Genomic DNA, 25,058 nt, shown 5'->3' on the forward strand with positions numbered 1-25,058 from the left:
AATATAAAAATGATATGATATAATAACTAAAAGTTATAATAAAGGAGTTTTTCTATGAATATTCAACAATTAAAATGCTTTGTCGAAGTTTCTAAAACTTTAAACTTTACAAAAGCCAGTCAAAATCTATTTATTTCTCAAACAGCCGTTAGTAATCATATTAAACATTTAGAAAAAACACTTGGTTTTCAGTTATTTATAAGAAACAAAAAGAATGTGCAGTTAACTCAGCAAGGAGAAATCTTTTTAAAAAGTGCTCTTAAAGTCTTAGAAGCAAATCAAGAATGTTATCAAACAATTCAATATTTACATCATGAAAATTTTGGTCAATTAAAAATTGGATATTTAAAAGGTATTGAACATTGTATTATGATTAAAAATATTCAAAACTTTTACCAATACAATAAACATATGGATATTCAGCTTTATCGTGATTCTAGACAAGAAATTGAAGATTTGTTAAAAAATTATAAAGTTGATTGTGTATTTACGGCTAGACTTAATCATAATCATATTTCTTTTGAAGAACAATTTGACTATCTGCATATCTATTCTTATCCATTTGTTGTTGCTATGAGTAAAAATCACGTTTTATCTTCATATTCATCTTTAAACTATTTTGATATAAAAAATCAAACACACGTGATTATGGATACAAGTCATCCTGATTTTATAAGCCATGATTTAGATACTCTTTTCATGCATTTAGCTATTAGTCAAGATACGGCCATCTTAGCCCAATTTGTTGAAGATTATTATGCTTATCAAAAATATCTTTGCTTTTTGCCTTTAAAAGACTTTTCTCAACAATTCCATATTTATCTGATTTGGCATAAAAATTCTCAAAATAAAAATTTAAATGCATTTTTACAAAGTATAAAAAAGAGAAAGAATAATGCTTCTTCCTCTTATTGATAATCTTCTTGAACATCAAAAGCTACTAAATCATCAAAAGTCTGTCTTCTAATGACTAATTTACTTTTACCTTGATAAGTAAAGACAACTGCTGGTTTTGGTAGCTGATTGTAATTTGATGACATAGAATAATGATATGCACCAGTAGAAAATTGAGCAAATATATCTCCGGGTTCAGGATAAGGTAACATAATTTCCTTAACGACAATATCTGCTGACTCACAAATCTTTCCAGCTACTGTTACCTTTGTATCACGACGTTCATAAGCTTTATTAACAATAATACCATCATATTGTGCATCATATAAAGCCGTTCTAATATTATCTGTCATACCACCATCCACACTCATATAAGTACGGACATCTGGGATATCTTTTACAGAACCTACAGTATACAATGTAATACCAGCATTTCCTACAACATAACGTCCCGGTTCTACTAAAACCATTGGCATATCCCAACCACGTTTATCATATCCATCTTTAATAATATTCATAATTTCAGATGTGATTGTTTCAAATTCTAGTGGTTCATCTTTTTTCGTATAGGCGATTCCATAACCACCACCGGCATTAATCACTTTGACCATGACACCTAACTGATCATATATTTCATAAGCAAAACGAACAAATCTATGCATTGCACTAATATAAGCATATAAATCAAAAACCTGTGAACCAATATGACAATGAATACCTTCAAATTCAATATGAGATGAATCTACAATTTGTTGAATCGCTTTTAAATAAATGCCGTTTCTGGCACTAAAGCCAAACTTTGTATCTTTGTGACCAGTTTGGATATAACCATGTCCCCCAGCCTTAATTTCTGGAACAACTCTTACTGTTGCATAAATTGTTTTATCATATTTTTTAGCATACTTTTCAACAAGTTCAATTTCATAAAAGTTATCAATCACAAAATGATCAACATCATGAGCAATCGCATAATCTATTTCTGATGGAAGTTTATTATTTCCGTGGAAATAAATCTTATGTGGATCAAATCCTGCTTTTAAAGCAATAGAAATTTCTCCAGCACTGACACAATCAATACCAATACCATATTCACTGGTAATACGATAAATTTCTAAACAACTAAATGATTTAGAAGCAAATAGTGGTAAAACATGATCATATTTATCCAAGAACTTTGTTTTTAATTCGTTCAATTGATGTCTTATATGACCTTCACTCATCACATAAAGTGGTGTTCCATATTTTTTCACTAAATCCATTGCATCCACATCGTCTATATATAAGCTACGATCTCTTATTTGAGCAAATTGTGTTTGTAAAACCATTTTTATTCCCCTTTAATATAAATTCTTTAAACTAAATAACCCATTATCTTTATCTACAATCTTCAAACAGGCACTAATCGCTCCTTGAACAAAAACTTCTTTTGATAAAGCTGTATGTTTCACTTCAATAATCTCATCATGCCCTGCAAATAAAACAGTGTGTTCCCCAAAGATTGTTCCTGCTCTTACTGATTGAATGCCTACTTCTTTCTTCTCACGTTTATGATGAACTGTTGAACGATCATAAACTTCTTTTGTTTCATTAATATCTTCATGAATCACATCATATAAAAGTTTTGCGGTACCACTTGGAGCATCAATTTTTTGATTATGATGTTTTTCTATAATTTCAATATCATAATCATTATCATAAAATTCTTTAGCTACTTCTTTTACAATCTTTGTTAGCATTGATACACCAAAAGAAGTGTTGTATGATTGAAAAATAGGAATTTGAGAAGAAGCTTCTTCAATATGTAAAATTTGTTGTTGTGTATATCCAGTTGTTGCTAAAACGAGAGCACAATGATTTTTAACACCGAACTTTAAAATATCACTTAAATTATCCGGATGTGAAAAATCAATAATTGCATCAATCTTTTCATTGACTTCACTTAATGATGTATACATTTTTTCGTCAATTTTCGCATCAAAGACAGGTGAAACAACACCCACTAAATTCATTTGTGTGTTGTTTCTTACAGCTTGGGCAACTTTTTTACCCATTAAACCAAATCCATAAACTAATACATTCATTTTAATAACCCTTCTTTTCAAATCTTTCCATTGCATCAAATAATAATTGTTTATTGGCTTGTGTTGTTGGAATTAAAGGTCTTCTTACCATTTCCCCACAAACACCCATTTTCTTTAAAGCTGCTTTAGGCATAATTGGGTTAACATCAACAAATAAATATTTGCTGACATCATTAAAATCATATGCCATTTCTTGTGCCAGTTTCATATCACCTTTTAATACAGCTTGAGCAAATTTTTCTGTTTCCCTTGGATAAAGATTAGATAATACAGAAATCACACCTTTTCCTCCAGCTGCTATAAACGGTAAAATATTATCATCACAACCACTGTACATATCAAAATCTAAATCTCTTGTCTGTGTTAAAACATCCATTGCATAAGCAATATTATCTGTTGCATCTTTCATGGCCTTAATATTTCTATGTTTTGCTAGTTCTACAACTGTATCTACACTAATATTCATTCCTGTACGTCCCGGAACATTATAAAGAATCATTGGAATATCCACACGATCAGCAATATAAGTATAATGTTCAATAAGCCCTCTTTGACTTGTTTTATTGTAGTATGGTGTCACAACTAATATTGCATCAGCTCCTACTTCCTTAGCAAACTTTGCTTTTTTCAAAGCTGTTTCTGTATCATTAGAACCTGCACCTGCAATGACTTTGATACCTGTTCCTTTTGTCATTTCCATAACAATTTTTGTTAATTCAAATTCTTCATCAATATGAATTGTTGGTGTTTCACCTGTTGTTCCATTCACTAAAATAGCTTGAACACCACCATCAATCATTCTTTGAACTTGTCTTTTAAAACCATCATAATCAATACTTCCATCATCTAACATGGGTAATACAAGCGCAACTGCACTTCCTTCAAAAATTGGTTCCATAAATAACCCTCCTATTTATATTCTTTTTTTATTTCTGACATAGCTAAATCAACACATTCCAATGGAATAACACAAGAAATAGATACTTCTGATGTTGTGACTTGAAGCAAAGGAATTTGATGTTTTCCTAAAACAGTAAATACTGCTGCTGCCACACCTATTTCATCTTTCATAGCATCACTTTCAATCTTAATTTTAGCGACTTGTCTATTTTGATAAATTTGTATACGTGGATGTTTTGTTCTTATTAAAGACAGTGCTTCATCTAAATTCTTTTGATCATCTTGACTACATGTAAAATCAATACGCATTTCATCTTCTAAAATCACTTCTGAAATCATATCAATATTCACATTCATTGAAGAAATTGTTTGAAAAATATCTCCAACAAATAATGAATTCTTTTCTACATTCATCAATTTGACTTGAATAATATGACTATCAGATTCAATCAATTTCATTACTTTCACCTTCTTTTATTAATAAAAAATTGCAATGGGCCCATTGCAATAATAAAGATGATTTTATTAAGCAATAGCACACCACTTTATCCTAAAGTGACAGTGATATAGATATTCTCTATACCCCCAGGCAATAATCACATGCAAATAATTATCCCTTCGGCAATCGTTCCTCCTTCTTTTTTAGTTGCACCTATTCATATAAAAGAACTCTTAACTCTTGCACCTCTATCTTTTTTTAATACTATCATATGCGTTCTTTGAAAGCAACCTTTATTTTTTGTTCAATTATGTTATACTTGTAAAAAAGAAAAGAGGTGTTCTTCATGATGCTTTTATTCTATACAATTTTATCTCTCTTTCTCATTATAGCACCTTTTTACTACTTCCTGTGTATATTTAAATATATGAAAAAAAGTGGACGTTATATTCTTTATCTTTGTACAAGTTTATCAATAGTCACTATTTTATTGAAAGTTTTATTGAAACCATCTTTTGATTTATGGTTTAACATTGTTAGCTTTTATATACTTTGTAGCTTTCTTTTGATGTTATGTTTGTTGATTTATCAACTCTGGTGTCATATTTTTAAGCAATCTTTTCAAAAATGGATTCTTTTCATATGTGTATTTATATCTATTTTTACAACTGGGATAGGTTACTATTCTCATTTTCATAAAGAAATAACACATTATAATATTTTAATTCATAAAGAAACATCTTTAGATTCTTTAAACATAGCATTTATTAGTGATATTCATATTGGCAGTGGAACAACACCTCAAGATATTCAAAATCTTGTAAAAAAACTTAATCAAAAACAATATGATTTAGTATGTTTAGGTGGAGATATTTTTGATGAATCCTCATCTATTGATAGTATTCATCAGGCCTTACAAATTCTTTCAACAATCCATAGCCAATATGGTATTATTGCGATTGATGGTAATCATGAAAAATATATATCTCTTTCTACTCGTGAACTCTATCAAAAATACAATATAACTTATTTAAATGAAAACTTTGTATGTATTGATGGTCTTTTTAATATAATAGGACGAGAAGATGTCAGTTATCATTCTTCTCACTCTATAGAAGATATTTGTCAAAACATGGATTCATCATTACCAACTATTGTCTTAGATCATAATCCTCAACGTTACCAAGAAAACTTAGAGATTGCTGATCTACAACTTTCAGGTCATACTCATGCAGGACAAGTCTTTCCTGGTTCTATTATTACTGGATTGATTTATGATAATGACTATGGTTTATTAACAAATCAAGATCAATCTTTGATTGTTTCTAGTGGTTTTGGATCATGGGGTTATCCTATAAGATTATTGACTCATTGTGAATATATTGAAGTACATGTTTCATTTTAAGAAAAAATTTTTTTATGGTAGACTTTTGATTTCAAATAATATATCATATGAAAAGCGAGGTAAGGGTTATATGGTTATAGAATTAGATAGTCAATATGAAAATAGAAAAGAAGTAATTGAAGGTATTGTAAAAAAGATTATTGAAGAACATCACATTGAAATATCTGAAGTATCTTTTGATAATTTAATTATTCATCTTTCTTTATGTATTTCTAGAGAAATTAATGGAACTTATATTCCAACAAGTGAAAGTCAAATTAATCATTTAAAAAATCACGAATATTATCAAGTTTCTAAACAAATTGTTAATGAATTAGATCAACAATTTCATGTTGAAATAGATGGAAATCAAGTTCAATATGTTACAATGTATCTAGCCAATATCAATCTTTTAGATATTGATTTTAATTGTGAATTTGATTTATGTGATGATGAAACTGAAGATATTATTAATGAAACTATTAATCGTATTCAAAACGATCTTCAATTAGATTTAAGAAAAAATAAAGAGTTCTATACAGGTATGACATTACATTTCTATCCTGCATTAGATCGTTTACAAAATAATCGTCAACTCACTGATAATCCATTAAAAGATAAGATTCAAGCTCAATTTCAATTAGAATATAAATGTGCTGAAATCTTTAATGACATTGTGGAACAACATTATCATAAAAGATTTAATGAACATGAATTAGCTTATATTGCTTTACATTTTGGTACAGCATTAAAAAAATAAAATGAAATTAACCAGAAATCATACAGAGTGATATGACTTCTGGTTTTATATTTATTATGATAAAAAGGAGAACTTATATGGATATTCATATTCAAAACTTAGACTTTGCCTATAAAAAAGAAATAATATTTCATCAGCTTAATGCATCACTTCACTTCAATAAGGATTGCATCGTTCTTATGGGACATAATGGTGCTGGAAAAACAACCCTTTTTAATCTTATATGTGGTATATTGACACCCCAATCTGGAAAAATAAGCATCTCTAAACCTAATGATATTGCTTATCTTCCCTATGACAGTAATCTTTACTTTAATCTTACTGTTATAGCAAATATTAAATTCTGGTATCAAATATATAACAATCAATCTTTGAATTTAAATGATGCTTTCTTTAATGAATTGATTGATTATCTGAAATTAAGGCAACTTCTTAACAAAAAATGTATTCACTTATCTTCAGGAGAAGAAAAAAAAGTTGCTTTTCTTATCACTATTTTGAGTCACTCAAAACTTATGATATTAGATGAACCTTTTAATGGAATTGATCCCATTTCCACAATAGAAATTACAAATCTCATTAACTCATTAACAAAAAAAGGATTCAATTTTCTCATATCTTCACATCAATTGGATATTTTAGAAAAAGTTGCAACACAATATATCATCATGAAAGATTACAAAATTATTGAAATGAATTATAAAAATAAAATAAATAATGAATCATTTTATAAAAAGTATAAAGAAATATATGGAGATGAAAGTCATGAAAACATGGTTGAATATATTTAAAATACAGCTCTATTTAAGATATCCATTGAAAACTTTATTTATTGCATTCATAAGCATGATTACCTTTGCTGCATTAACTATCTATATGAGTATCAATCCACTCAATATATTATTTACACCAGAAGTCATGAATATTATTTCTACAAAATTAAGTCTTTCTTATTTATCTCTTTTGAGTTTATCTGGTATTATCACATATTTATCTTATAATGGTTTTCTAGAAGATTCAGCTATTTTTATGTCAATGATTGCTAAAAAAATAAATCTTTTCTATATCATCTTAGCAAAGATTTCTGCCAGTCTAGTGTATTCTATTGTTCCCATTATTGCCACTTTTATTATTAATTATTTTTTTACAAATCTTCCTATACATATCTTAAGTATGCTTATTCTTTCTGAATTCATGATATTTTATATTATTTATTTTCTTGTATATTCATTATGCAATGAGAAAAACTTTGGTTTAATTCTTGCCTATACATTAGTTATATTTTCTATCATCAGTGTGCTTATTGATATCAAACTTCTTTTTATAATGACACTCCCTTTATTTATATTATGCAGTATATTCTTTTATTTACATCTTAACACTATTCTTACCAATTCAATGTTCAATATAAGAAAGGAACCATTTTCTTATTTAAAAGAAAAAATTGATCAATTCATATATTTAACCACTTATCATATAACTTGTTTCTTCTCAAGATATTCTAATAATTATCAATTTCAGGCAATCTTATATAAAGATTTCTATTATTTTATTCTTCATTTTCCACAACTTCTTATCTTATATCTTTGTTTAATTCCTGTTCCTAAAGAATTTGTATTTGTATCTTATATGTGTCTACAATTATCAATCTATAATTTTTATAGAAGAATTGTTGTAGAAGATCGTCAACTCTTGCAGCTAAGATTAATTTCTTATAAAGCGTTTTTCATATTTAAGTTTATTATTCTTAATATTTTTAATGTCATATACTCAATCATCTTTTATTTTATCTATCCTTTTTCTATATATCAGATTTTGATGAATATATTGATAATATTTATTATAGTTTTGTTTAATCATGTATTATCTTATTTCAAACTATTTAGATACATTTAATGAATATGTATAAAGGGAATCCTATATGAGATTCCCTTTTTTTATTTAGTCTAAACAAATGCATGTTTACGAACTTTAAAATAACAAATAAGTTGTGCTGTTAAAGTTAAAATCCATGAAATTGGATAAGAAACATAAAGTATAAATAAACTATGATTCATTTGGAAAATGGTAAAAATCCAAATAACTCTAAATAGACAAGCTCCTGTTAAAGAGATAAGCATTGGCATCATGGAATAACCCATACCTCTTAAACTTCCTACAATGACATCCATAATACCACATAAAAAATAGGATGCACTTACAATACTTAAACGAATAAGACCAGATGAAATAACTTGTGGATCAGTTGAATAAATTGTTAATAAAATATTTCCTAATAGATAAGCTCCAAATCCTAAAACAAAACCTATAACACTAACAACAGCTAAACATCTTACGAGAATTTGATTCACTCTTGAATAATTTTTTGCTCCCATATTTTGACTTGTAAAACTTAAAGATGTCTGATAAATAGAGTTCATAGCTGTATAAACAAATCCTTCAATATTACTTGCTGAAGTATTACCGGCGACTATAATAGAACCAAATGAATTGACTGATGATTGAATTAAAACATTAGAAATATTAAAAACCATTCCCTGTAATCCTGCAGGTAAACCAATTTTCAACATTTTAATTAATTTATCTTTATGAAAATGTAATTTATCTTTTGATAATTTTAAAACACCATCTGCTTGAATCAAACATCTCATGACTAATATAGCAGAAATACATTCAGACATAGCAGTAGAAATTGCAACTCCAGCAACTCCTAAATGAAATACAATGACAAATATTAAATTAAATATCACATTAATAATACCTGCCAATGTTAAAAAATAAAGTGGTCTTTTGGTATCACCAACAGTTCTTAATAATGCTGCCCCAAAGTTATAAATCATAAAACCTGGCATACCAACAAAATAAATACGCATATAAAGTGTTGCTAAATCAATAACATCACTTGGTGTCCCCATCAGCTGTAACATAGGTTCAGCTAGAATATTTCCCACAAATATCATGAGAATTCCACCATAAATAGCTGTACAGATGGCAGTATGTACTGTTTCCGATGCATTTTTATCATCGTTAGCTCCACAAAATCTTCCAAATAAAACATTAGCACCAACAGATATTCCGATAAACAAATTGACCAATAAGTTAATCAAAGAACTTGTCGAACCTACAGCTGCTAAAGCTTCACTTCCCGTAAATCTTCCAACAACAATAATATCTGCTGCATTAAAAAGTAACTGTAATATCCCCGATAGCATCAATGGTACTGAAAAAATAATAATTTGTTTTAACAATGGTCCATGACACATATCAATTTCATAACTTCTACTCATCATATTCTCCCCTTTCCCTCGTTTGATTATTATAGCACTCTTGTCTAAAAATAAGGAATCTTTTCTCTTTTTGAAATGAAAAAGATGAATTTCTTCATCTTCTTACTTACGTTTCAATATTAAATATAAAACATATAAAATCACACATTCCAAAAGACAGGCTAATGTCAATAATATAGCAAAATAACTGATGATAGAAAGTGTAGAATTATTTCGATTAAAAGCTGTAACAACCAGAAAAACAATCATACTAATTAAACCAATGGTTCTTAAATATTTAAAAAATTTATAATATCTTTCTGCTAAAAATTGATACTTTTTCATCTTTATTTACCTATACAAAAGCGTTTAAATAATTCATCTAATAAATCTTCTTTTGCTCTTTCTCCTAATATTTCTTTTAAACTTTCCCAGCTATCATATAAATCAGTAACAATTAAATCTGTTGGTATAGATTGTTCCATCGCTATAATAGCATTTTTTAATGACTGATTGGCTCTTTCTAATAATTGAATTTGTCTGGCATTCGCTAATATATCATCTTGTGAAGATGTAATTTTTCCTAATTCAAACATTTCTTTAATCTTTTGAATTAATGGCTCTATATCATGATTCTTCGCACTAATTTCAATACCATCAATATCATTGATTTGTCCTTGATCCTTTTTATTTATAACAATAATTCTTTGCGTATCTTTAGATAATTCTAATAATTCCTGATCTTCCCTCGTTAGTGGTTGAGAACCATCTAATACAAGTAATACTAAATCTGCTTGATGAATCAGTTCTTTTGATTTATGAACACCAATATTTTCAACAACATCATCAGTATCTCTGATGCCTGCTGTATCAATCATGTTTAAAACAATATGATCCAAACGAATCGTTCCTTCAACAATATCTCTTGTTGTTCCTGCAATATCTGTAACAATCGCTTTATCTTCATCTAATAAAGCATTCAATAAACTTGATTTTCCAACATTAGGTTTTCCTATAATCACAGTAGAAATACCATCTTTTAATAAATGAACATTTTTAGATGAATCAATAATATGATTCATCTTTTCTTGTAATTGAACACTTCTAGGAAGTAGAGATTGAGCTGTTAATTCTTCTACATCTTCATATTCAGGATAATCAATATTGACTTCTATTTGGGTAATAATTTGAATCAGATCTTCTTTTAAATCTTCAATAAAATGACTGATATTTCCTTGTATTCCTTTTAATGCTAATTGAGAAGCATAATCATTTTTGGCACTAATCAAATCACTAATTGCTTCAGCCTGTGATAAATCAATACGTCCATTTAAAAAAGCTCTTTTAGAAAATTCTCCATGTTCTGCCATACGGGCACCTTTTTTTAAACAAAGGTTTAACACCTTTTGTGTAATAAAAATACCACCATGACAGTTAATCTCTACCATTTCTTCACCAGTAAATGTTTTATGTCCTCGATATATATTTACTAAAACTTCATCTATTTTTTCATTGCCATCTTTTATAAATCCATATGTAATCGTATGACTTGCTTTATCCATGATTTTTCCTGTAAAAAATGCTTGAACAAAAGCTATACAGTCTTTTCCACTTAATCGAATAATAGATATAGCTGCTTCTAATCTTGAAGTCGCTATTGCAACAATAATATCATCATTCATGAAATCATTTCCTTTCTTTTTCATATAGTATAACAATATCTTTTCAAAATATCTATGCAGATATAGAAAAAAGGAAACAAAAAGTTTCCTTCATCCATTTTGAAATAACATATATCTTTCTTGAGAATTCAATTTCACAATATGTTTAAAGTATTCATTTTGATTTTGAAAATCATCTCTATGCAACTGTTCTGTTATTTTTCCATCTTGTATATATAATAATCTTGATGCATAAGATGCAACCATAACATCATGAGTGACTAATACAATCGTTTTACGTTCTTTTTCATGAAATGCTTTTAAAATATTCATTAATTCAAAGGTATTTTGACTATCGAGATTTCCTGTAGGTTCATCAGCAATAATCATCTCTGGTTGCCCTATAAATGCTCTTGCTATGGCAACTCTTTGTTTTTGTCCTCCTGAACATTCTCCCGGATATTTTTTTAATATATCTTCAACTCCTATTTTATAAGAAATTTTTTGTACTCTTTCTTTAATCTTGTTGGTAGGGACATTATTCATTGATAAGGGAAAAGCAATGTTTTCTTCAATTGTTAAATAATCTAAAAGTTGATAATCTTGAAATATAAAACCAATTTTTTGATTTCTAAACTGACAAATTTCATAATCAGTGAAATGAGATAAGGGTTGACCATATAAATAAACCTGACCATCTGTAGGTTGATCCATCGTTGACAGACATTGAATTAAAGTTGTTTTTCCTGAACCCGATGGCCCCATAATAGCAATAAATTCTCCGTCTTTCACTTCTAAGGAAACATGATCCAATGATTTCACTGGATAATCTGTCATCTGGTCATATATTTTTGTTAGACTTTGAGCCACTATAATAACATCATTCATAACAAATCCTCCTTTAAATATTGTTTTGTTGAATAATAACAAATCAGCATTGATATCAATACATTACATATAAAATAATCCATAATCACTGCAATAATAGTGAATGACATATGACTCAAGATATAGAATTTTATAAAAATAACAATAATATATAAACCTGGTAATAAACTCACCATCATATAGAAAAGTAACCATTCTTTTTTTAATAAAGTCAGTTGATGTATTTTTGTCATTCCCATTTTATGAATAAATTGTAGTGATTTTTTCTTTTGATGATTCATCATTAAATTCTTATATGTCATACAAAACATAATCATTGGTAACATAATGATATAAGCTATAATCATTCTATACATCTCAATACTGTTATCAAGATTAAAACAAACCAAAGTGACCATAATAATACTTACAATCATTAATATTTGTATAAATAAAACTGTATATTTTAGTTTTAAAAAGATTTCACCACAGACAATCAGTTGATCAACTTGATTCAACCATTTTGTACTTTTTTTCTTTTCAATAAATTCAGGTATAACATATCTTATGATTCCATATGTTCCTATAGCTCCTATAACTGAAAAGATAATATATGCTGTTGTTTGATGTTCATTAAAAATAGTTAATAATAAACCACAAAGATAAATAATGATATAAATTCGGCTTGAAAGAGTTATAAATGTTGCTTTTCGATATTTATTTTGTTTTGTTCCATTCAACATCTTGATTATATTTCCACGATACACATAGCCAATATTTAAAATCAAAGAAATCACATATAAACAAGACATCATTAATATTGTTTGAAAGAGTGTATCTTTTAAAATATAAACATCAGCATTGATATTTATAAGAACATATAAATAATTTATCATAGAAGGTGTTATCAAAATACCAAGTAGAATACCTACAAGACTTCCGATGAAATAAAGACATGTATTTTGATAAAAAAGATAGAAAATAAATCTTTTATTTGTCATCCCACATATTTTCATTAAAGAAATTTCTTTATTCTTATTTTCTAAAACATAGATATTCGTATAAATAATCAGACATCCAGTAAACATCACAACAAATAGTGTTGTAGCTGAACCCATCATCATCTTACTATAATAACTGACATCTAATGCAAAATAAGGATCATATAGTAATGCTAAGAAAATATAACAGATTACAGCCATAATCATAATAGTTATACCAAATAATAAAGATATTTTCTTTTGCCTCAATAAATTTTTTATCGCAAATTTCATTGTTTACATCCCCTTTATGATTTTAACTGAGAAATATTACATTTTGCATCAGTATAAACATTTTTAGCATGTTCTTCATCAATCATTTCTAACATACCATAAGCATCATTATAAACTTCTAAATTTTCTTTTTCTTTGACAAAGAACAAATAATCTTTTTGTTGTTGTGCTCTAAAATAAGCTTCTGGTACAACCTCAACATATGCTGTACTTCTAATTTGATCTGGTAGCTGTTCTAAACTGCCTTTATCTAACAAAGTTTCTTTTGGATAGTTAGCATAAGTTGAAGCCGATACACTTCCACCATCTCGCCATATAGTCACTTGTTGATCTAATTGACCTTTAATCATCTTCTTAATTGTAATTTTCATACTTTGTTTAATTTTTCCATTATCATAAATTTGAGATTTGTCATATTGATCCATTGTTCCAACAAAAACATAATCCACTTGATTCATCATATCTTGAGGATCAGTCATATCATATTTTTTATCTACTCTTTCTAATTGGGCACATAACTTATCCATATTATAATAAGTATGATAACCATTCACATCTGTAGTATTCGCATCATCAAAACTAGGAACATCTGCTTTTCCACATCCTACTAATACAAAACTCATTAAAATCATCAATATTTTTCTTTTCATTTTATTTATTCTCCTGTTTATTTTGTATATATTGATTTAAAATAGTATCAATTTTCTGGCCATCATCTTGAAGAATCATAGCATTAATCAGATTATATGTTTTCCCATCTTTTAATTGAAAATAATAATCATATGTGTTTATTTCTGTTGCAAGATTTGATCCGGGAATTTTCATAAATTTTGTAACTTTTTGGACTTGAACATGATCAATCTGATCATAATGAACATGATGAAGTTGTTCTTTTCCTTTAAGCACATCTCTTGCATATTTTATTCTTTCTTTAAAAGTTTTATTATCAACATAATGAATTCCAGAATCATCAAACTCTACAAATAACTGACTATGTGGCTGTATAGATAAAGTATTCATTTCACCTAATCCTAATCCATAAGCAATAACTTGAATGACTATAAATAAAATCATTGTTCCAACCAAAACAGATAAGCTTGTATTAACACCATAATACATCGCAACACCTAATAAACATGAAAGAATGACTTGAATAAAAATCTTTCTTTTTAATAATGACTTTGTTAATCTTCTTCCAATGCTCACTTTATTCGTTGTTTTTTGAAAACCTAAATGACTCTTTAACATATCATTTTCCTCCTCACATTTGATTTTCTTTCCTTTTCTGCCTTCATTGAACACTATAGAGTCACTTTACAGTCAAGTCTTTTTTGAAAAAAAACTTGATTTTTATTCATTTTATTGCTTACAGCATATATCTATATTTTTATCATATTCTTTTTGACATATTTATCAATAGAAGTACCACCAACAACACTTTATAGACTTATTCTACTTTTGTTGTTTAAAAATCTCATTATTGAACCCTATCTATCTCAATGACTTTTATAAATTGCTATGGTATAATGTAATCATAAAGAAAGGAAAGATTATAATGAAGCGTATCACAACAGGAACAGAAAATTTTAAAGAATTCATGGATAAGAATTATTATTATGTTGATAAGACAATGCTTATAGATGATGTCTTAAGTGACAAGGTGATGCTGTATACAAGACCTAGACGTTTTGGAAAAACGTTAAACATGAGTATGCTTTATTATTTCTTTTCTAACAAGGAAAAAGAGAATGCTTATCTTTTTGAGGGTTTGAATGTATCAAAACATCAACATCTCATGCTTCATCAAAATCAATATCCTGTCATTTTTCTATCTTTGAAAGATTTATCTAGAGAAAATATGAATTTGCAAATAGATAAATTTAAAGCTATGATTTCAAAAGTTGTTGAAGATTATTTTGAATTAAAGGACAGTCCATATTTAAGTGAAGCTGAAAAATTAATCATTGATAACTATCATTATAAAAAATCTTCTGAGAGTGATTTAAGAGATGCTTTGTATAACTTGAGTATTTTTTTAGAAAAACATTATCATCAAAAAGTCATCATTCTCATAGATGAATATGATGTGCCTTTACAGAGTGCCTATCAACATGACTACTATGATGAAATGGTTGATTTTATAAGAAGTGTCTTTTCATCTGCTTTAAAAACTAATGATGCACTGGAAAGAGGAGTATTGACTGGCTGTCTTAGAATATCTAAAGAAAGCATCTTTACAGGTCTTAACAACTTTACAGTGAGAACCATCATGGATGTAGAAACTTCTGATTGCTTTGGATTTACCCAAGAAGAAATTGATGAACTTTTGAAATACTATAATCTTATGGATAATCGTCAAGAGATGAAGGAATGGTATGATGGCTATCTGTTTGGAAAGACGGAAATCTATAATTCATGGAGTGCCTTGAACTATGTCAAGAAATTACTGAATGATGACCATTTTCAGGCTGTATCTTTCTGGGCGAATACCAGCAGCAATAATCTTGTTAAAACATATATCGAATATGCAACGATGACAATGAAGGAAGAATTTGAAAAACTAATCAATGATCAAAGCATCATCAAAAAGATTGTTCCTGAACTGACGTATCGAGAAATGGACTTTCATAGTATTCAGACAATGAATGACAATGTGTATAGTTTTCTGTTGTTTACTGGTTATCTGAAAATCAAGAGTAAGGTTGATAATGATCATCCTTATACCTATGAACTTGTGATTCCTAATAAAGAAGTCAAATATATCTATGAAGATATCTTTATGAAATGGTTTGACAGCTATCAAAGAAAAAGAGATTTGTCATTCATAGAAGCTTTGATACAAGAAGATGTCATGAAAGCTAATCGCTTATTGCAGGATGTTCTCCAACAGAGCATCAGCTATTATGATAACTATGAAAACTTCTATCATGGTTTCATGGTAGGCTTTTTAAAGGCTAATGGTTATAAAGTTCAATCCAACAGGGAAAGTGGAGAAGGAAGATTTGATATAGCAGTGCTTCCTTACAGTATACTTGATACAGCACTGATTATAGAATGTAAACATTCAACTGGTATCAAGGAACTAAGAAAAGACAGTGCCAAAGCAATTGAACAGATTATCAGACAGAAATATATTGAAGGACTGATAGAAGAAGGATACGAACATGTCATAGGATATGGTATATCTTTCTATAAAAAACAATGCATTATAACAAAAGCAGAATAATTTCTGTTTTTAATACTAACAATTATAAACAAAAGCAATGAATCTTTATAGAATCATTGCTTTTATTTTATCTTTTAAAAATACTTTTTTCTATGACAATAAGGACATTCATTTAATGATTTTGAAATGAAATGTTTATATAGTTTTTTCCCGCAATGAGGACATTTCCATGATGTCAGCCATAATACTATAGACAATACCAGAAATAAATCACTTCCTATATAACAAAACCATGCAACATACTCATTAGCATAAATAGGGAAAAAATAATTTGAATCTTGAGAAAATAACATACCCATTAAAGCTAAAAACACACACATCACTATGAATATATATAATACATTTACAACATTTCTTTTATTTTTAAAAAATTCTTTCATAACCTTATAAATTTGAACGATGATATATCTTTCAAATATATCCTCCTTTCTTTATTATTTATAAACATAACATAAAAATATGAAAAACTTGTGTCACAAAATATTTTATCATATGTAAAAAGGTTCTGACTTTAAAATAAGTCAAAACCTTAATAATATTAACAATAGTTTTGTAAATACATAGTGGGATAATCTTTATATTTTTGAGCTTCTTTTTCATCTAAGAAAATAGAATAATGAATTTGTTGAGATGAAATTTGATGAGGTCCACTACAGTTACCAAATCCTTCAATTTCAAAAGTATAAGATTTCTCATTTCCTTTTACATTAATGACTGTCCCACTCATGACGATACCTTGTACAATAAAATAGACAGTTTGTCCTTCTTTAAGCATTTTCTTCCAATCCTTCAAATTGTAAACGATAATATTTCGCATAAACATTATTTTTATTTAATAAGAACTGATGTGTTCCTCTCTCTACAATACCATTATTACCAATCACAATAATTTCATCAGCATTTCTAATTGTAGAAAGTCTATGAGCAATTGTAATACAAGTACGATTCTTTGATAAGGCTTCTAGACTTTTTTGAATATGACGTTCACTTTCATTATCCAATGCACTTGTTGCTTCATCAAGAATTAAAATCTTTGGATCTTTTAAGAATATTCTCGCAATAGAAATACGTTGTTTTTGTCCTCCACTTAAACGTGTACCTCTTTCACCAACATATGTATCATAACCATCAGGTAAACTCATAATAAAATCATGAATATTGGCTTTTTTAGCTGCTTCTATAATTTCTTCATCACTAGCATCTGGTTTTCCATAAGAAATATTCTCTTTGATAGACCCAGTAAATAAATAAACATCCTGTTGAACAATACCAATAGATTGACGTAATGATTTTAAAGTTAATTTTCTAATATCCTGTCCATCAATTTCAATACTTCCACCTGTCACATCATAAAAACGAAGTAACAATGAACATATTGTTGTTTTACCACCACCAGATGGACCTACTAAAGCAATTGATTTACCAGAATCTATATGAATATTTAAATGATCTAATACTTTTTCATCATCATATCCAAAGCTGACATCTTTATAATCAATAACACCTTTTACATTAACCAAATCATGACTATCTGGTGCATCTTCTATTTCAACTTGAGTTTCCATAACTTCATTAAATCTTTTAAATCCCGAATATCCTTTTTGAAGCATTTCTGTAAATTCTACTAAAACCTCAATAGGTGTAATAAAAATATTAATGTATAAAGCATAAGTTGCTAGAGCAATAGGTTCTAATGACCCTTGAGCAATAAAGAATCCTCCACCTACTAAGATTGTCACATAAAGTAAGCCTTGAAAGAAATTATTTCCACCTTGAAATCTTCCCATACAATGATAATTGTTTTTCTTACTCTGTAAAAATCTTTCATTACTTCTTGCAAATTTATGTCTTTCAATATCTTCATTTGCAAATGATTTCACAACTCTAATTCCTGCTAAAGTATCTTGTAAAGATGCATTAACCCCTGCAATTTTACGACGATTATCCATAAATGTCTGTTGCATTGCTTTATTTTGTTTTAAAGAAAATAACAACATACATAAAGTAACAATAATTAATAAGATTGTTAAAGGTACATGAATATACATTAACAACACAAATGAACCAATAATCTTTAATAAAGAAATAAAGACATTTTCAGGTCCGTGATGAGCAAATTCACAAATATCAAATAAATCACTCACCAGCTTACTCATCATTTCTCCAGTATTATTACGATCATAATAAGAAAAAGATAACTGTTCAAATTTATCAAATAAATCTTTTCTCATATCTCTTTCCATTTGAGCACCCATTATATGTCCTTGAGCAGATACATAATATTTACATAATGCTCTTATCGCATACATAATTAATAAGAAAACAGCTAACCAAAATAAACTTTGAATAATTGTCTGATGATCAGCAATATATAATGTATCGTTAAGATAATTTAATATTTGAGGAAAAGCCAAATCAATAAGACTAATAATCATGGCACAAATCATATCAAAAATGAAAACTGTTTTATATGGTTTATAATATTGTATAAACTTTCTCATTATCTTCATAAATTAAATTCCCCCTTTACAATGACTATTATTATAACATAGTTCATAAAAATAGCTATTCATATGTTTTAAAATTCTTGAAAATAAATTGCTTAAAGTCATATTATGTTTGTTGATACCTTATGACAATGATATAATGATAATATAATATACATAACGATGAGATTGTAAATGAAAAAAAATAATATGTCTAATTGTATTGCTTTAGGATTGTTTTTGGATTATGTGTTGGTACTATCATAGGTCAAAGCTTAGAATAAAAAGTAATAATGAACCAAAGGAGAATTTAAATGGATATTAATCAATATTGGAATGCTGTATAAAACAAAATAAAATACAATTAATAACTTTCTTTCATAAAGATGCTTATATTCGTTGGCATTGTACAAATGAACATTTTACTGTTGATGAATTTATTCAAGCAAATTGTGATTATCCTGGTCAATGGGATGGTCATATTGAAAGAATAGAATATCTTCATGATTTAATCATAACTGTTGTTCATGTATTTTCATCAGATCATTCTTTATCATTTCATGTTGTATCTTTTATAAAATTAAAAGATCAACTTATCATGTCTATTGATGAATATTGGGGCGATGATGGAATGGCTCCTCAATGGCGATTAGATAAACATATAGGAACACCTATTATCAAAAAGGAGGTATAATTCATGGAATAAAACAAAGTCACAGTTGTAAAAAAGACAGTCAAATCAGACATAAAATTTGGTAGTGCTTTAGCTATGGTTATAACTTATACAACATGGCATTCTGTTGGTTGGGCTATTTTTCATGGTTTATTAAGCTGGATTTATGTGATTTATTTTATTTTAAGATATTAAAATAGATTCATTTGCATTAGAAATAATACAATTATTATTAATACCTTTCTTCATTATTGTTTTTATAATATCCTATATAGTAAAATATCTATTATAACGAAATGTTTTTTTAAAGAATTGATTCACATCACTCTTTTTTATACAATGAAAAAAGAGTTTTTTACTTCATAAAATTTTTAGTTTTCATCTTTTGTTCAAATTTTTTTTATTCTTTCCTTCGTTTTGTACTTTCTAAAAAGAAAAAGATGTGATTTATTCACACCTTTATTCATATATCTTCTGTAAATATATTGTTATTTTTATAAATAAATTATTAGAATGTTTTTTTATATCTTTTTTCTTCCTCCATCTTCCTGATTTTTTCGTCATATAATTGTTGTTCATATTCAGGAGAATTGAGTGTTATTCCTTCCAAAATACTTGAAGATCCTCCTCCAACAGTATTGGCATAGTATCCCGTTCCTCCTCCTGGTGTAAAGCCCTCAGAAAAGGATGTAACAGTATCACTATATCCTCCTATTTCTCTATATGAAAAGTGAAGTTTTCCTAAAGTTTTAAATTCTAAAGATTTATAAAGATTAATCATTCCATCTTGTGTTAAATAATCATATCCATGTTCTCTAAATCCAAATCTTTCAGTTGAACCATCATATCTATGGATAAATACAGAAGCATGATTACCTTTACCAATTTGACTTGAAATAGCCCACCATCTATCTCTAGATGCTTGTTGATATATTTCATTAATAAGATTTTGTTGGTTTTTATGTAATTCTTCATCTTCTCTTTTTCTGTATTCCGCTTTTCTTTTTCTTTCTGGAATACTTAGTATGCTTCCAACAAATTTGGCAATAAGATAAACAATTCCAACAATAACTCCAATCATTAATAACCATAAAATAATATCTTGAATTATAAAAAATAAAGACATATTTCTCATCCTCTCTCTATATATATTTATTATATAATACGAAAAATAGATTGTCTATTCTTTTATTTTTTATAAAAATATTTAATCTTTTTAACACATAAAAAACTCTATCCCTGATAGAATAGAGTTTAATCTACATATGAAATTGTCGTAAATCTGTCTTTTCCTTCGCCTTGACTTTCAGTTTTTAAATGTTTATTAAAATCAGCAATTGTTTGATGCACAACTTTTCTTTCATCAGCTGGTAAAGGATCAAGTTTTACAGCAATCTTTGTTCTTAAAACTTGTTTACCTAGTTTTTTTGCCATAGCTGAAACTTTTTTATATCTTGTTTCTCTATAACCATTAATATCTAAACTAATTTCAAATCTTTTCTTAAATTCATTTTGAACCGCTTGTCTTGCGATAAGATTAAACGCTCTTAAAATAACTCCACCTTTACCAATTAAAATAGAATTATTATCCGTATTAATATTGCAATAAATGCGTCCATCTTGAATATAAGATACAGTTTCTACTTGAAATCCCATATTTGTAAGTGTCTTTCTTACAAAACTTTCCAAGTATTCTTGAACCATACTTTCACAATAACATTCAATAACAACTTTTTTAGAAAACAAACCCTTTTTTTCTTCAATAATTTCATATGTCAATTCATCAGGAGTAATTCCTAAATCTTGGCAAGCATGTTGAATGACATCATCTAAAGTTTTTCCTTCATATGTTTTCATATATTTGCCCAGTCCTTATTTATCTTTTTTCTTTTCAATGTGATAAAGTTGAATATAAATTGTTCTTGCAATTGTAATTAAACTTGTTGTAATCCAATATAATGACATTGCTGTTGGCATAGATACTGCAAACCAGACAATCATAACAGTCATCACAATATTCATTGTTTTCATTGATTGTTGTTGTCTTGATACCTTATAACGAGGATTTCTCTTTAACATAATACTGTTAATTTCAATCGCAAAATACTGTGTTAAACCAACTAAAGCGACAATCACAATATAAGCCCATTCACCTTTAGTAATAGCTGACATTGGTGTAATACCTAATTTTAATCCAAATAATGTTGAACTATATAATATTTCAACTCTTTGAACAGCCTGCCATACTGCTAACATGATAGGTAATGTTAAGAATGTTGAAAAACTACTAAACATACTGATATTATGCTTTTTATATAAAGCTTGGATTTCAGCAGTTTGACGCATTTGTGATGCCTGATCTTTTCTACCAGCATATTTTCTTTGAATTCTTTCCATTTCTGGTTGAAGCAACTGCATTTTTTGTGTTGATTCAGTTGACTTAATCATAATAGGTAAAATTAATAAGTTAATAAAGATTGTCATACCAACAACCCCATAAGCCACATTTCCTAACTTACTAATAAACAAAATACCTCTTGCAATTGGATAAGTTAAAATGAAATCAAAAAATCCTAATTCACTTAAACTCCAAGGTGTAGATTCAGTAATAGCTCGTGAAGCAATAAGATGTCCATTTTTATCAAGATTACTTGTACATCCCACTAACACAAAAATCACAGCTACTAAAGCAAATACCTTTAAAAACTTCTTTGTACGTTGATCTAAATACATTGTTATTTTTCCATCCTTCTCCTTATTTTATTATATAGAGATACAATACTATTTAAATTATCTTGATAAGAATGATTTAAAAAATCATATCTCACTATAATAATAAAATCCATCTTCTGATCTCTATCAAAAACTTGTTGAACCATCATTCTGACTTGTCTTTTAATCTTATTACGAACAACAGCGTTTCCTAATTTTTTACTTACTGAGATTCCCACTCTTAAATGATTATCATTTTGATGATAATAAACAACAAATTGTTTATTAGCTACAGATTTTTTCTTTTTTATAATAGTTTGGAAATCTTCATTCTTCTTTATACGATATTCTTTTTTCATATTTTTTTAGAAAAAAAACCACATTAAAGTGGAATTTTTTTAGGCAGATAAAACTTTTCTTCCTCTCTTACGGCGACGAGCAAGTACTTTTCTTCCGCCTACTGTTGCCATTCTAGCTCTAAAACCATGAGTTTTTGATCTTTTTCTCTTATTTGGTTGATATGTTCTTTTCATTCGTTACACCTCCAAATTAATAATTTTTTTATACACAATAACATATGCCCCATTATTATATGGGTTTTGTTTTTATAAGTCAATGAAAATATAGAAAATTATTTGATTATTCAAGCATTTTCACCTTCTCAAATGTTCTATTTTTTAATACTTTTGCATATGATAGAATAAAGAAAATATGTTTGTTCACAACTTATGCACATATTCTTAAAAGTTATGCACAATTGTGCATAACTTGGCAAATATTCATATATATCGACATTTTTCTTGTGCATAATATGTGAATTTTCTTGTGAATGAAAATATCTTTGACAAATTGTGCACAATTATGCACATGGCATAACTTTTTATGCACAATTCACTGCTATGAAAATTTGTGTAAAACTAAAAAAAGACCGATATATCAATATAATTTGATGTGCATAACTATGTGAATAAGTTGTGCACAATTTTTTTCATCTTCTATTTATGCACTTTTTCCTTTATAATGAGTCTTGGAGATGGTGAAAATGAATAATTTAGATATGAACTGGCAAAAAACTTTGAGCCTGTTTCAAGGAAAACTTGATGATTATGGTTTAGATAAGATTACATTTGATTCTTTTTTCACTACCTTAGAAATTAAAGACATTGTTGGAAGTGTTGTCACAATCACCATTGATACAAAATGGAGTTTAGATGTTGTAGAACCATATTTAACACATCTACAAGAAATTTATAACACTGTCACTAATGGGCATTATCAACTTCATTTAATGACTGAAGAAGATTTTCAAAAAAGTCATGTTCATCAGGAACATCTATTACAATTTGATGATCATTTAAATCCTGATTTAACATTTGATAATTTTGTTATTGGAAATAGTAATAGAATTGCTCAAAATGCATCTTTAGCCGTTGCAATGAAACCTGGTGTATCTTATAGTCCTTTATTTATTCATAGTAATTCTGGTCTAGGAAAAACCCATTTATTAAATGCAATTGGAAATTATGCTAAAAAACGTGATCCATCTATCCATGTCTTATTTACAACAAGTGAAAACTTTGTTAATGAATATATTCAATCATTAGCAAATCATTCTATGGATGAATTTAACTACAAATATCGTCAAATGGATATCTTATTAATAGATGATATTCAATTCATGGCTACCAAAGAATCATCAAGTGAAATCTTTTTTAACATATTTAATACTTTAATAAGTAATAAAAAACAAATTGTCATTACCTCAGATAAACCTCCTCGAGATTTAAAAGGAATGGAAAGTCGTTTAGTCAGTCGTTTTTCATCTGGTTTAACGGTAAGTATTGACACCCCAGAGTTTGAAACAGCTAAAGCTATCTTAAGAAAAAAAATAGAAATAGAAAATGTTGATTATCCGATTACTGAAGAAGTTTTGGATTTTATTGCTACTCATTTTAATACTGATGTGAGAGAACTTGAAGGAAGCTTAAAAAGATTATTATTTTATAAACTCATATGTGGTAAAAAATTAGATATTATTGATTTAAATTTTGCTTTGGAAGCTTTTAGTGATTCTTATAGTCAACCAGCGCAAAAGAAAGAATTAACAGTATCAAATATAAAAAAATGTGTTGCTGATTACTATAATTTAACAGTTGCTCAAATTAATTCTAAATCAAGAACATCAAGTATTATTGTCGCAAGACACATTGCCATGTATCTTGTAAGAGAATTGATTGAAGATATTTCATTTATTCAAATAGGACATGAATTTGGAGGGCGTGATCATTCTACGGTCATGAAAGCCTGTCATAAAGTTCAACAAAAATTAGAGAAAGATATGAATTATCGTCAAGCAATTCAAGATATTAAAAAGAAGCTTGTGTAAAAGTTATGCACAGTTATCCACAACTTATGCACATAGGAAAATAAAAAAA

At 27.8% G+C, this 25,058-nt stretch carries 26 protein-coding genes and 1 riboswitch; of the genes, 8 read left to right on the forward strand and 18 right to left on the reverse strand.

Features of this window, described 5'->3' with window-relative positions; genetic code table 11:
* The first annotated feature begins 54 nt into the window (after positions 1-54).
* On the forward strand, positions 55-915 hold the full coding sequence (locus tag KEC48_RS11615) for a LysR family transcriptional regulator (protein WP_211962407.1): 861 nt from the start codon (positions 55-57) through the stop codon (positions 913-915).
* On the opposite strand, the gene lysA is transcribed toward KEC48_RS11615, so the two are convergent.
* From lysA to KEC48_RS11635, 4 genes are read right to left on the reverse strand one after another with little or no spacing between them, the layout of a single operon-like run.
* On the reverse strand, positions 909-2,219 hold the full coding sequence (lysA, locus tag KEC48_RS11620) for a diaminopimelate decarboxylase (RefSeq protein WP_211962409.1): 1,311 nt from the start codon (positions 2,217-2,219) through the stop codon (positions 909-911). The genes KEC48_RS11615 and lysA overlap by 7 nt on opposite strands.
* 12 nt (positions 2,220-2,231) lie before the next feature.
* Positions 2,232-2,975 (reverse strand): 4-hydroxy-tetrahydrodipicolinate reductase, encoded by a 744-nt coding sequence (gene dapB / locus KEC48_RS11625; RefSeq protein ID WP_087359904.1) that lies wholly within the window; start codon positions 2,973-2,975, stop codon positions 2,232-2,234.
* Between the two features lies 1 nt (position 2,976).
* On the reverse strand, positions 2,977-3,873 hold the full coding sequence (gene dapA / locus KEC48_RS11630) for a 4-hydroxy-tetrahydrodipicolinate synthase (protein WP_087359907.1): 897 nt from the start codon (positions 3,871-3,873) through the stop codon (positions 2,977-2,979).
* An 11-nt stretch (positions 3,874-3,884) separates the two neighbouring features.
* The gene (locus KEC48_RS11635; protein WP_211962411.1) at positions 3,885-4,334 is read right to left on the reverse strand and encodes an ACT domain-containing protein; all 450 of its coding nucleotides are present in this window, start codon (positions 4,332-4,334) and stop codon (positions 3,885-3,887) included.
* Between the two features lie 66 nt (positions 4,335-4,400).
* Positions 4,401-4,573, reverse strand: a riboswitch (Lysine riboswitch).
* Between the two features lie 168 nt (positions 4,574-4,741).
* Here KEC48_RS11635 and KEC48_RS11640 point away from each other — a divergent pair.
* The 4 genes from KEC48_RS11640 (at position 4,742) to KEC48_RS11655 (ending at position 8,354) form a co-directional block, all read left to right on the forward strand.
* Positions 4,742-5,719, forward strand: a complete 978-nt coding sequence (locus tag KEC48_RS11640; RefSeq protein ID WP_211962413.1) for a metallophosphoesterase — start codon at positions 4,742-4,744, stop codon at positions 5,717-5,719.
* A 70-nt stretch (positions 5,720-5,789) separates the two neighbouring features.
* Positions 5,790-6,458, forward strand: coding sequence for a PRD domain-containing protein (locus KEC48_RS11645; protein WP_211962415.1), 669 nt, complete (start codon positions 5,790-5,792; stop codon positions 6,456-6,458).
* Positions 6,459-6,535: 77 nt separating this feature from the next.
* On the forward strand, positions 6,536-7,249 hold the full coding sequence (locus tag KEC48_RS11650) for an ABC transporter ATP-binding protein (RefSeq protein ID WP_211962417.1): 714 nt from the start codon (positions 6,536-6,538) through the stop codon (positions 7,247-7,249).
* Entirely contained in the window at positions 7,224-8,354 is a 1,131-nt protein-coding gene (locus tag KEC48_RS11655) for a hypothetical protein (protein ID WP_211962419.1), read from the forward strand. Before KEC48_RS11650 ends, KEC48_RS11655 begins: the two co-directional genes overlap by 26 nt.
* Positions 8,355-8,404: 50 nt before the next feature.
* Here KEC48_RS11655 and KEC48_RS11660 read toward each other — a convergent pair whose 3' ends face one another.
* From KEC48_RS11660 to KEC48_RS11690, 7 genes are all read right to left on the reverse strand, one after another.
* A complete protein-coding gene (locus KEC48_RS11660) occupies positions 8,405-9,745 on the reverse strand; it encodes an MATE family efflux transporter (protein ID WP_087359925.1) in 1,341 nt (446 codons plus the stop codon).
* A 102-nt stretch (positions 9,746-9,847) separates the two neighbouring features.
* The gene (locus tag KEC48_RS11665) at positions 9,848-10,069 is read right to left on the reverse strand and encodes a hypothetical protein (RefSeq protein ID WP_087359928.1); all 222 of its coding nucleotides are present in this window, start codon (positions 10,067-10,069) and stop codon (positions 9,848-9,850) included.
* 2 nt (positions 10,070-10,071) lie between these two features.
* Positions 10,072-11,430, reverse strand: a complete 1,359-nt coding sequence (mnmE, locus tag KEC48_RS11670; RefSeq protein WP_249191358.1) for a tRNA uridine-5-carboxymethylaminomethyl(34) synthesis GTPase MnmE — start codon at positions 11,428-11,430, stop codon at positions 10,072-10,074.
* Positions 11,431-11,496: 66 nt separating this feature from the next.
* On the reverse strand, positions 11,497-12,273 hold the full coding sequence (locus KEC48_RS11675; protein WP_211962421.1) for an ABC transporter ATP-binding protein: 777 nt from the start codon (positions 12,271-12,273) through the stop codon (positions 11,497-11,499).
* Entirely contained in the window at positions 12,270-13,526 is a 1,257-nt protein-coding gene (locus KEC48_RS11680) for an FtsX-like permease family protein (RefSeq protein ID WP_211962423.1), read from the reverse strand. The genes KEC48_RS11675 and KEC48_RS11680 overlap by 4 nt, the downstream gene beginning before the upstream one ends.
* Before the next feature lie 14 nt (positions 13,527-13,540).
* Positions 13,541-14,176 carry a hypothetical protein gene (locus tag KEC48_RS11685; RefSeq protein WP_087304817.1) on the reverse strand — a complete coding sequence of 212 codons (636 nt, stop codon included), beginning with the start codon at positions 14,174-14,176 and terminating at the stop codon, positions 13,541-13,543.
* 1 nt (position 14,177) lies between these two features.
* Entirely contained in the window at positions 14,178-14,774 is a 597-nt protein-coding gene (locus KEC48_RS11690) for a hypothetical protein (RefSeq protein ID WP_211962425.1), read from the reverse strand.
* Between the two features lie 307 nt (positions 14,775-15,081).
* Here KEC48_RS11690 and KEC48_RS11695 point away from each other — a divergent pair, with 307 nt between their 5' ends.
* The gene (locus tag KEC48_RS11695; protein WP_211962427.1) at positions 15,082-16,752 is read left to right on the forward strand and encodes an AAA family ATPase; all 1,671 of its coding nucleotides are present in this window, start codon (positions 15,082-15,084) and stop codon (positions 16,750-16,752) included.
* Positions 16,753-17,290: 538 nt separating this feature from the next.
* Here KEC48_RS11695 and KEC48_RS11700 read toward each other — a convergent pair.
* On the reverse strand, positions 17,291-17,527 hold the full coding sequence (locus KEC48_RS11700; protein WP_087304820.1) for a hypothetical protein: 237 nt from the start codon (positions 17,525-17,527) through the stop codon (positions 17,291-17,293).
* Positions 17,520-19,262 carry an ABC transporter ATP-binding protein gene (locus KEC48_RS11705; RefSeq protein WP_087356833.1) on the reverse strand — a complete coding sequence of 581 codons (1,743 nt, stop codon included), beginning with the start codon at positions 19,260-19,262 and terminating at the stop codon, positions 17,520-17,522. Before KEC48_RS11705 ends, KEC48_RS11700 begins: the two co-directional genes overlap by 8 nt.
* A 307-nt stretch (positions 19,263-19,569) precedes the next feature.
* On the opposite strand from KEC48_RS11705, the gene KEC48_RS11710 reads away from it, so the two are divergent.
* Positions 19,570-19,932: a nuclear transport factor 2 family protein gene (locus KEC48_RS11710; RefSeq protein WP_349291033.1), complete on the forward strand. Its 363-nt coding sequence runs from the start codon at positions 19,570-19,572 to the stop codon at positions 19,930-19,932.
* A 487-nt stretch (positions 19,933-20,419) separates the two neighbouring features.
* Here KEC48_RS11710 and KEC48_RS11715 read toward each other — a convergent pair whose 3' ends face one another.
* The 5 genes from KEC48_RS11715 to rpmH all read right to left on the reverse strand — a co-directional run bounded on the left by KEC48_RS11715 (position 20,420) and on the right by rpmH (position 23,156).
* Positions 20,420-21,037 carry a hypothetical protein gene (locus KEC48_RS11715; protein ID WP_211962429.1) on the reverse strand — a complete coding sequence of 206 codons (618 nt, stop codon included), beginning with the start codon at positions 21,035-21,037 and terminating at the stop codon, positions 20,420-20,422.
* Positions 21,038-21,165: 128 nt separating this feature from the next.
* Entirely contained in the window at positions 21,166-21,768 is a 603-nt protein-coding gene (locus tag KEC48_RS11720) for a R3H domain-containing nucleic acid-binding protein (protein WP_211962431.1), read from the reverse strand.
* A 15-nt stretch (positions 21,769-21,783) separates the two neighbouring features.
* Complete coding sequence (locus KEC48_RS11725; RefSeq protein ID WP_087356835.1) at positions 21,784-22,644, reverse strand: YidC/Oxa1 family membrane protein insertase; 861 nt, start codon at positions 22,642-22,644, stop codon at positions 21,784-21,786.
* A gap of 2 nt (positions 22,645-22,646) precedes the next feature.
* Positions 22,647-22,982 carry a ribonuclease P protein component gene (gene rnpA / locus KEC48_RS11730; protein ID WP_205090324.1) on the reverse strand — a complete coding sequence of 112 codons (336 nt, stop codon included), beginning with the start codon at positions 22,980-22,982 and terminating at the stop codon, positions 22,647-22,649.
* A gap of 39 nt (positions 22,983-23,021) precedes the next feature.
* A complete protein-coding gene (gene rpmH / locus KEC48_RS11735) occupies positions 23,022-23,156 on the reverse strand; it encodes a 50S ribosomal protein L34 (RefSeq protein WP_003535525.1) in 135 nt (44 codons plus the stop codon).
* Between the two features lie 509 nt (positions 23,157-23,665).
* Here rpmH and dnaA point away from each other — a divergent pair.
* A complete protein-coding gene (dnaA, locus tag KEC48_RS11740) occupies positions 23,666-25,009 on the forward strand; it encodes a chromosomal replication initiator protein DnaA (RefSeq protein ID WP_087356837.1) in 1,344 nt (447 codons plus the stop codon).
* The last annotated feature ends 49 nt before the right edge of the window (positions 25,010-25,058 follow it).

Origin of the sequence: Clostridium sp. C1, from assembly GCF_018223625.1 — a bacterium.
Classification (GTDB): domain Bacteria; phylum Bacillota_I; class Bacilli_A; order Erysipelotrichales; family Coprobacillaceae; genus Allocoprobacillus.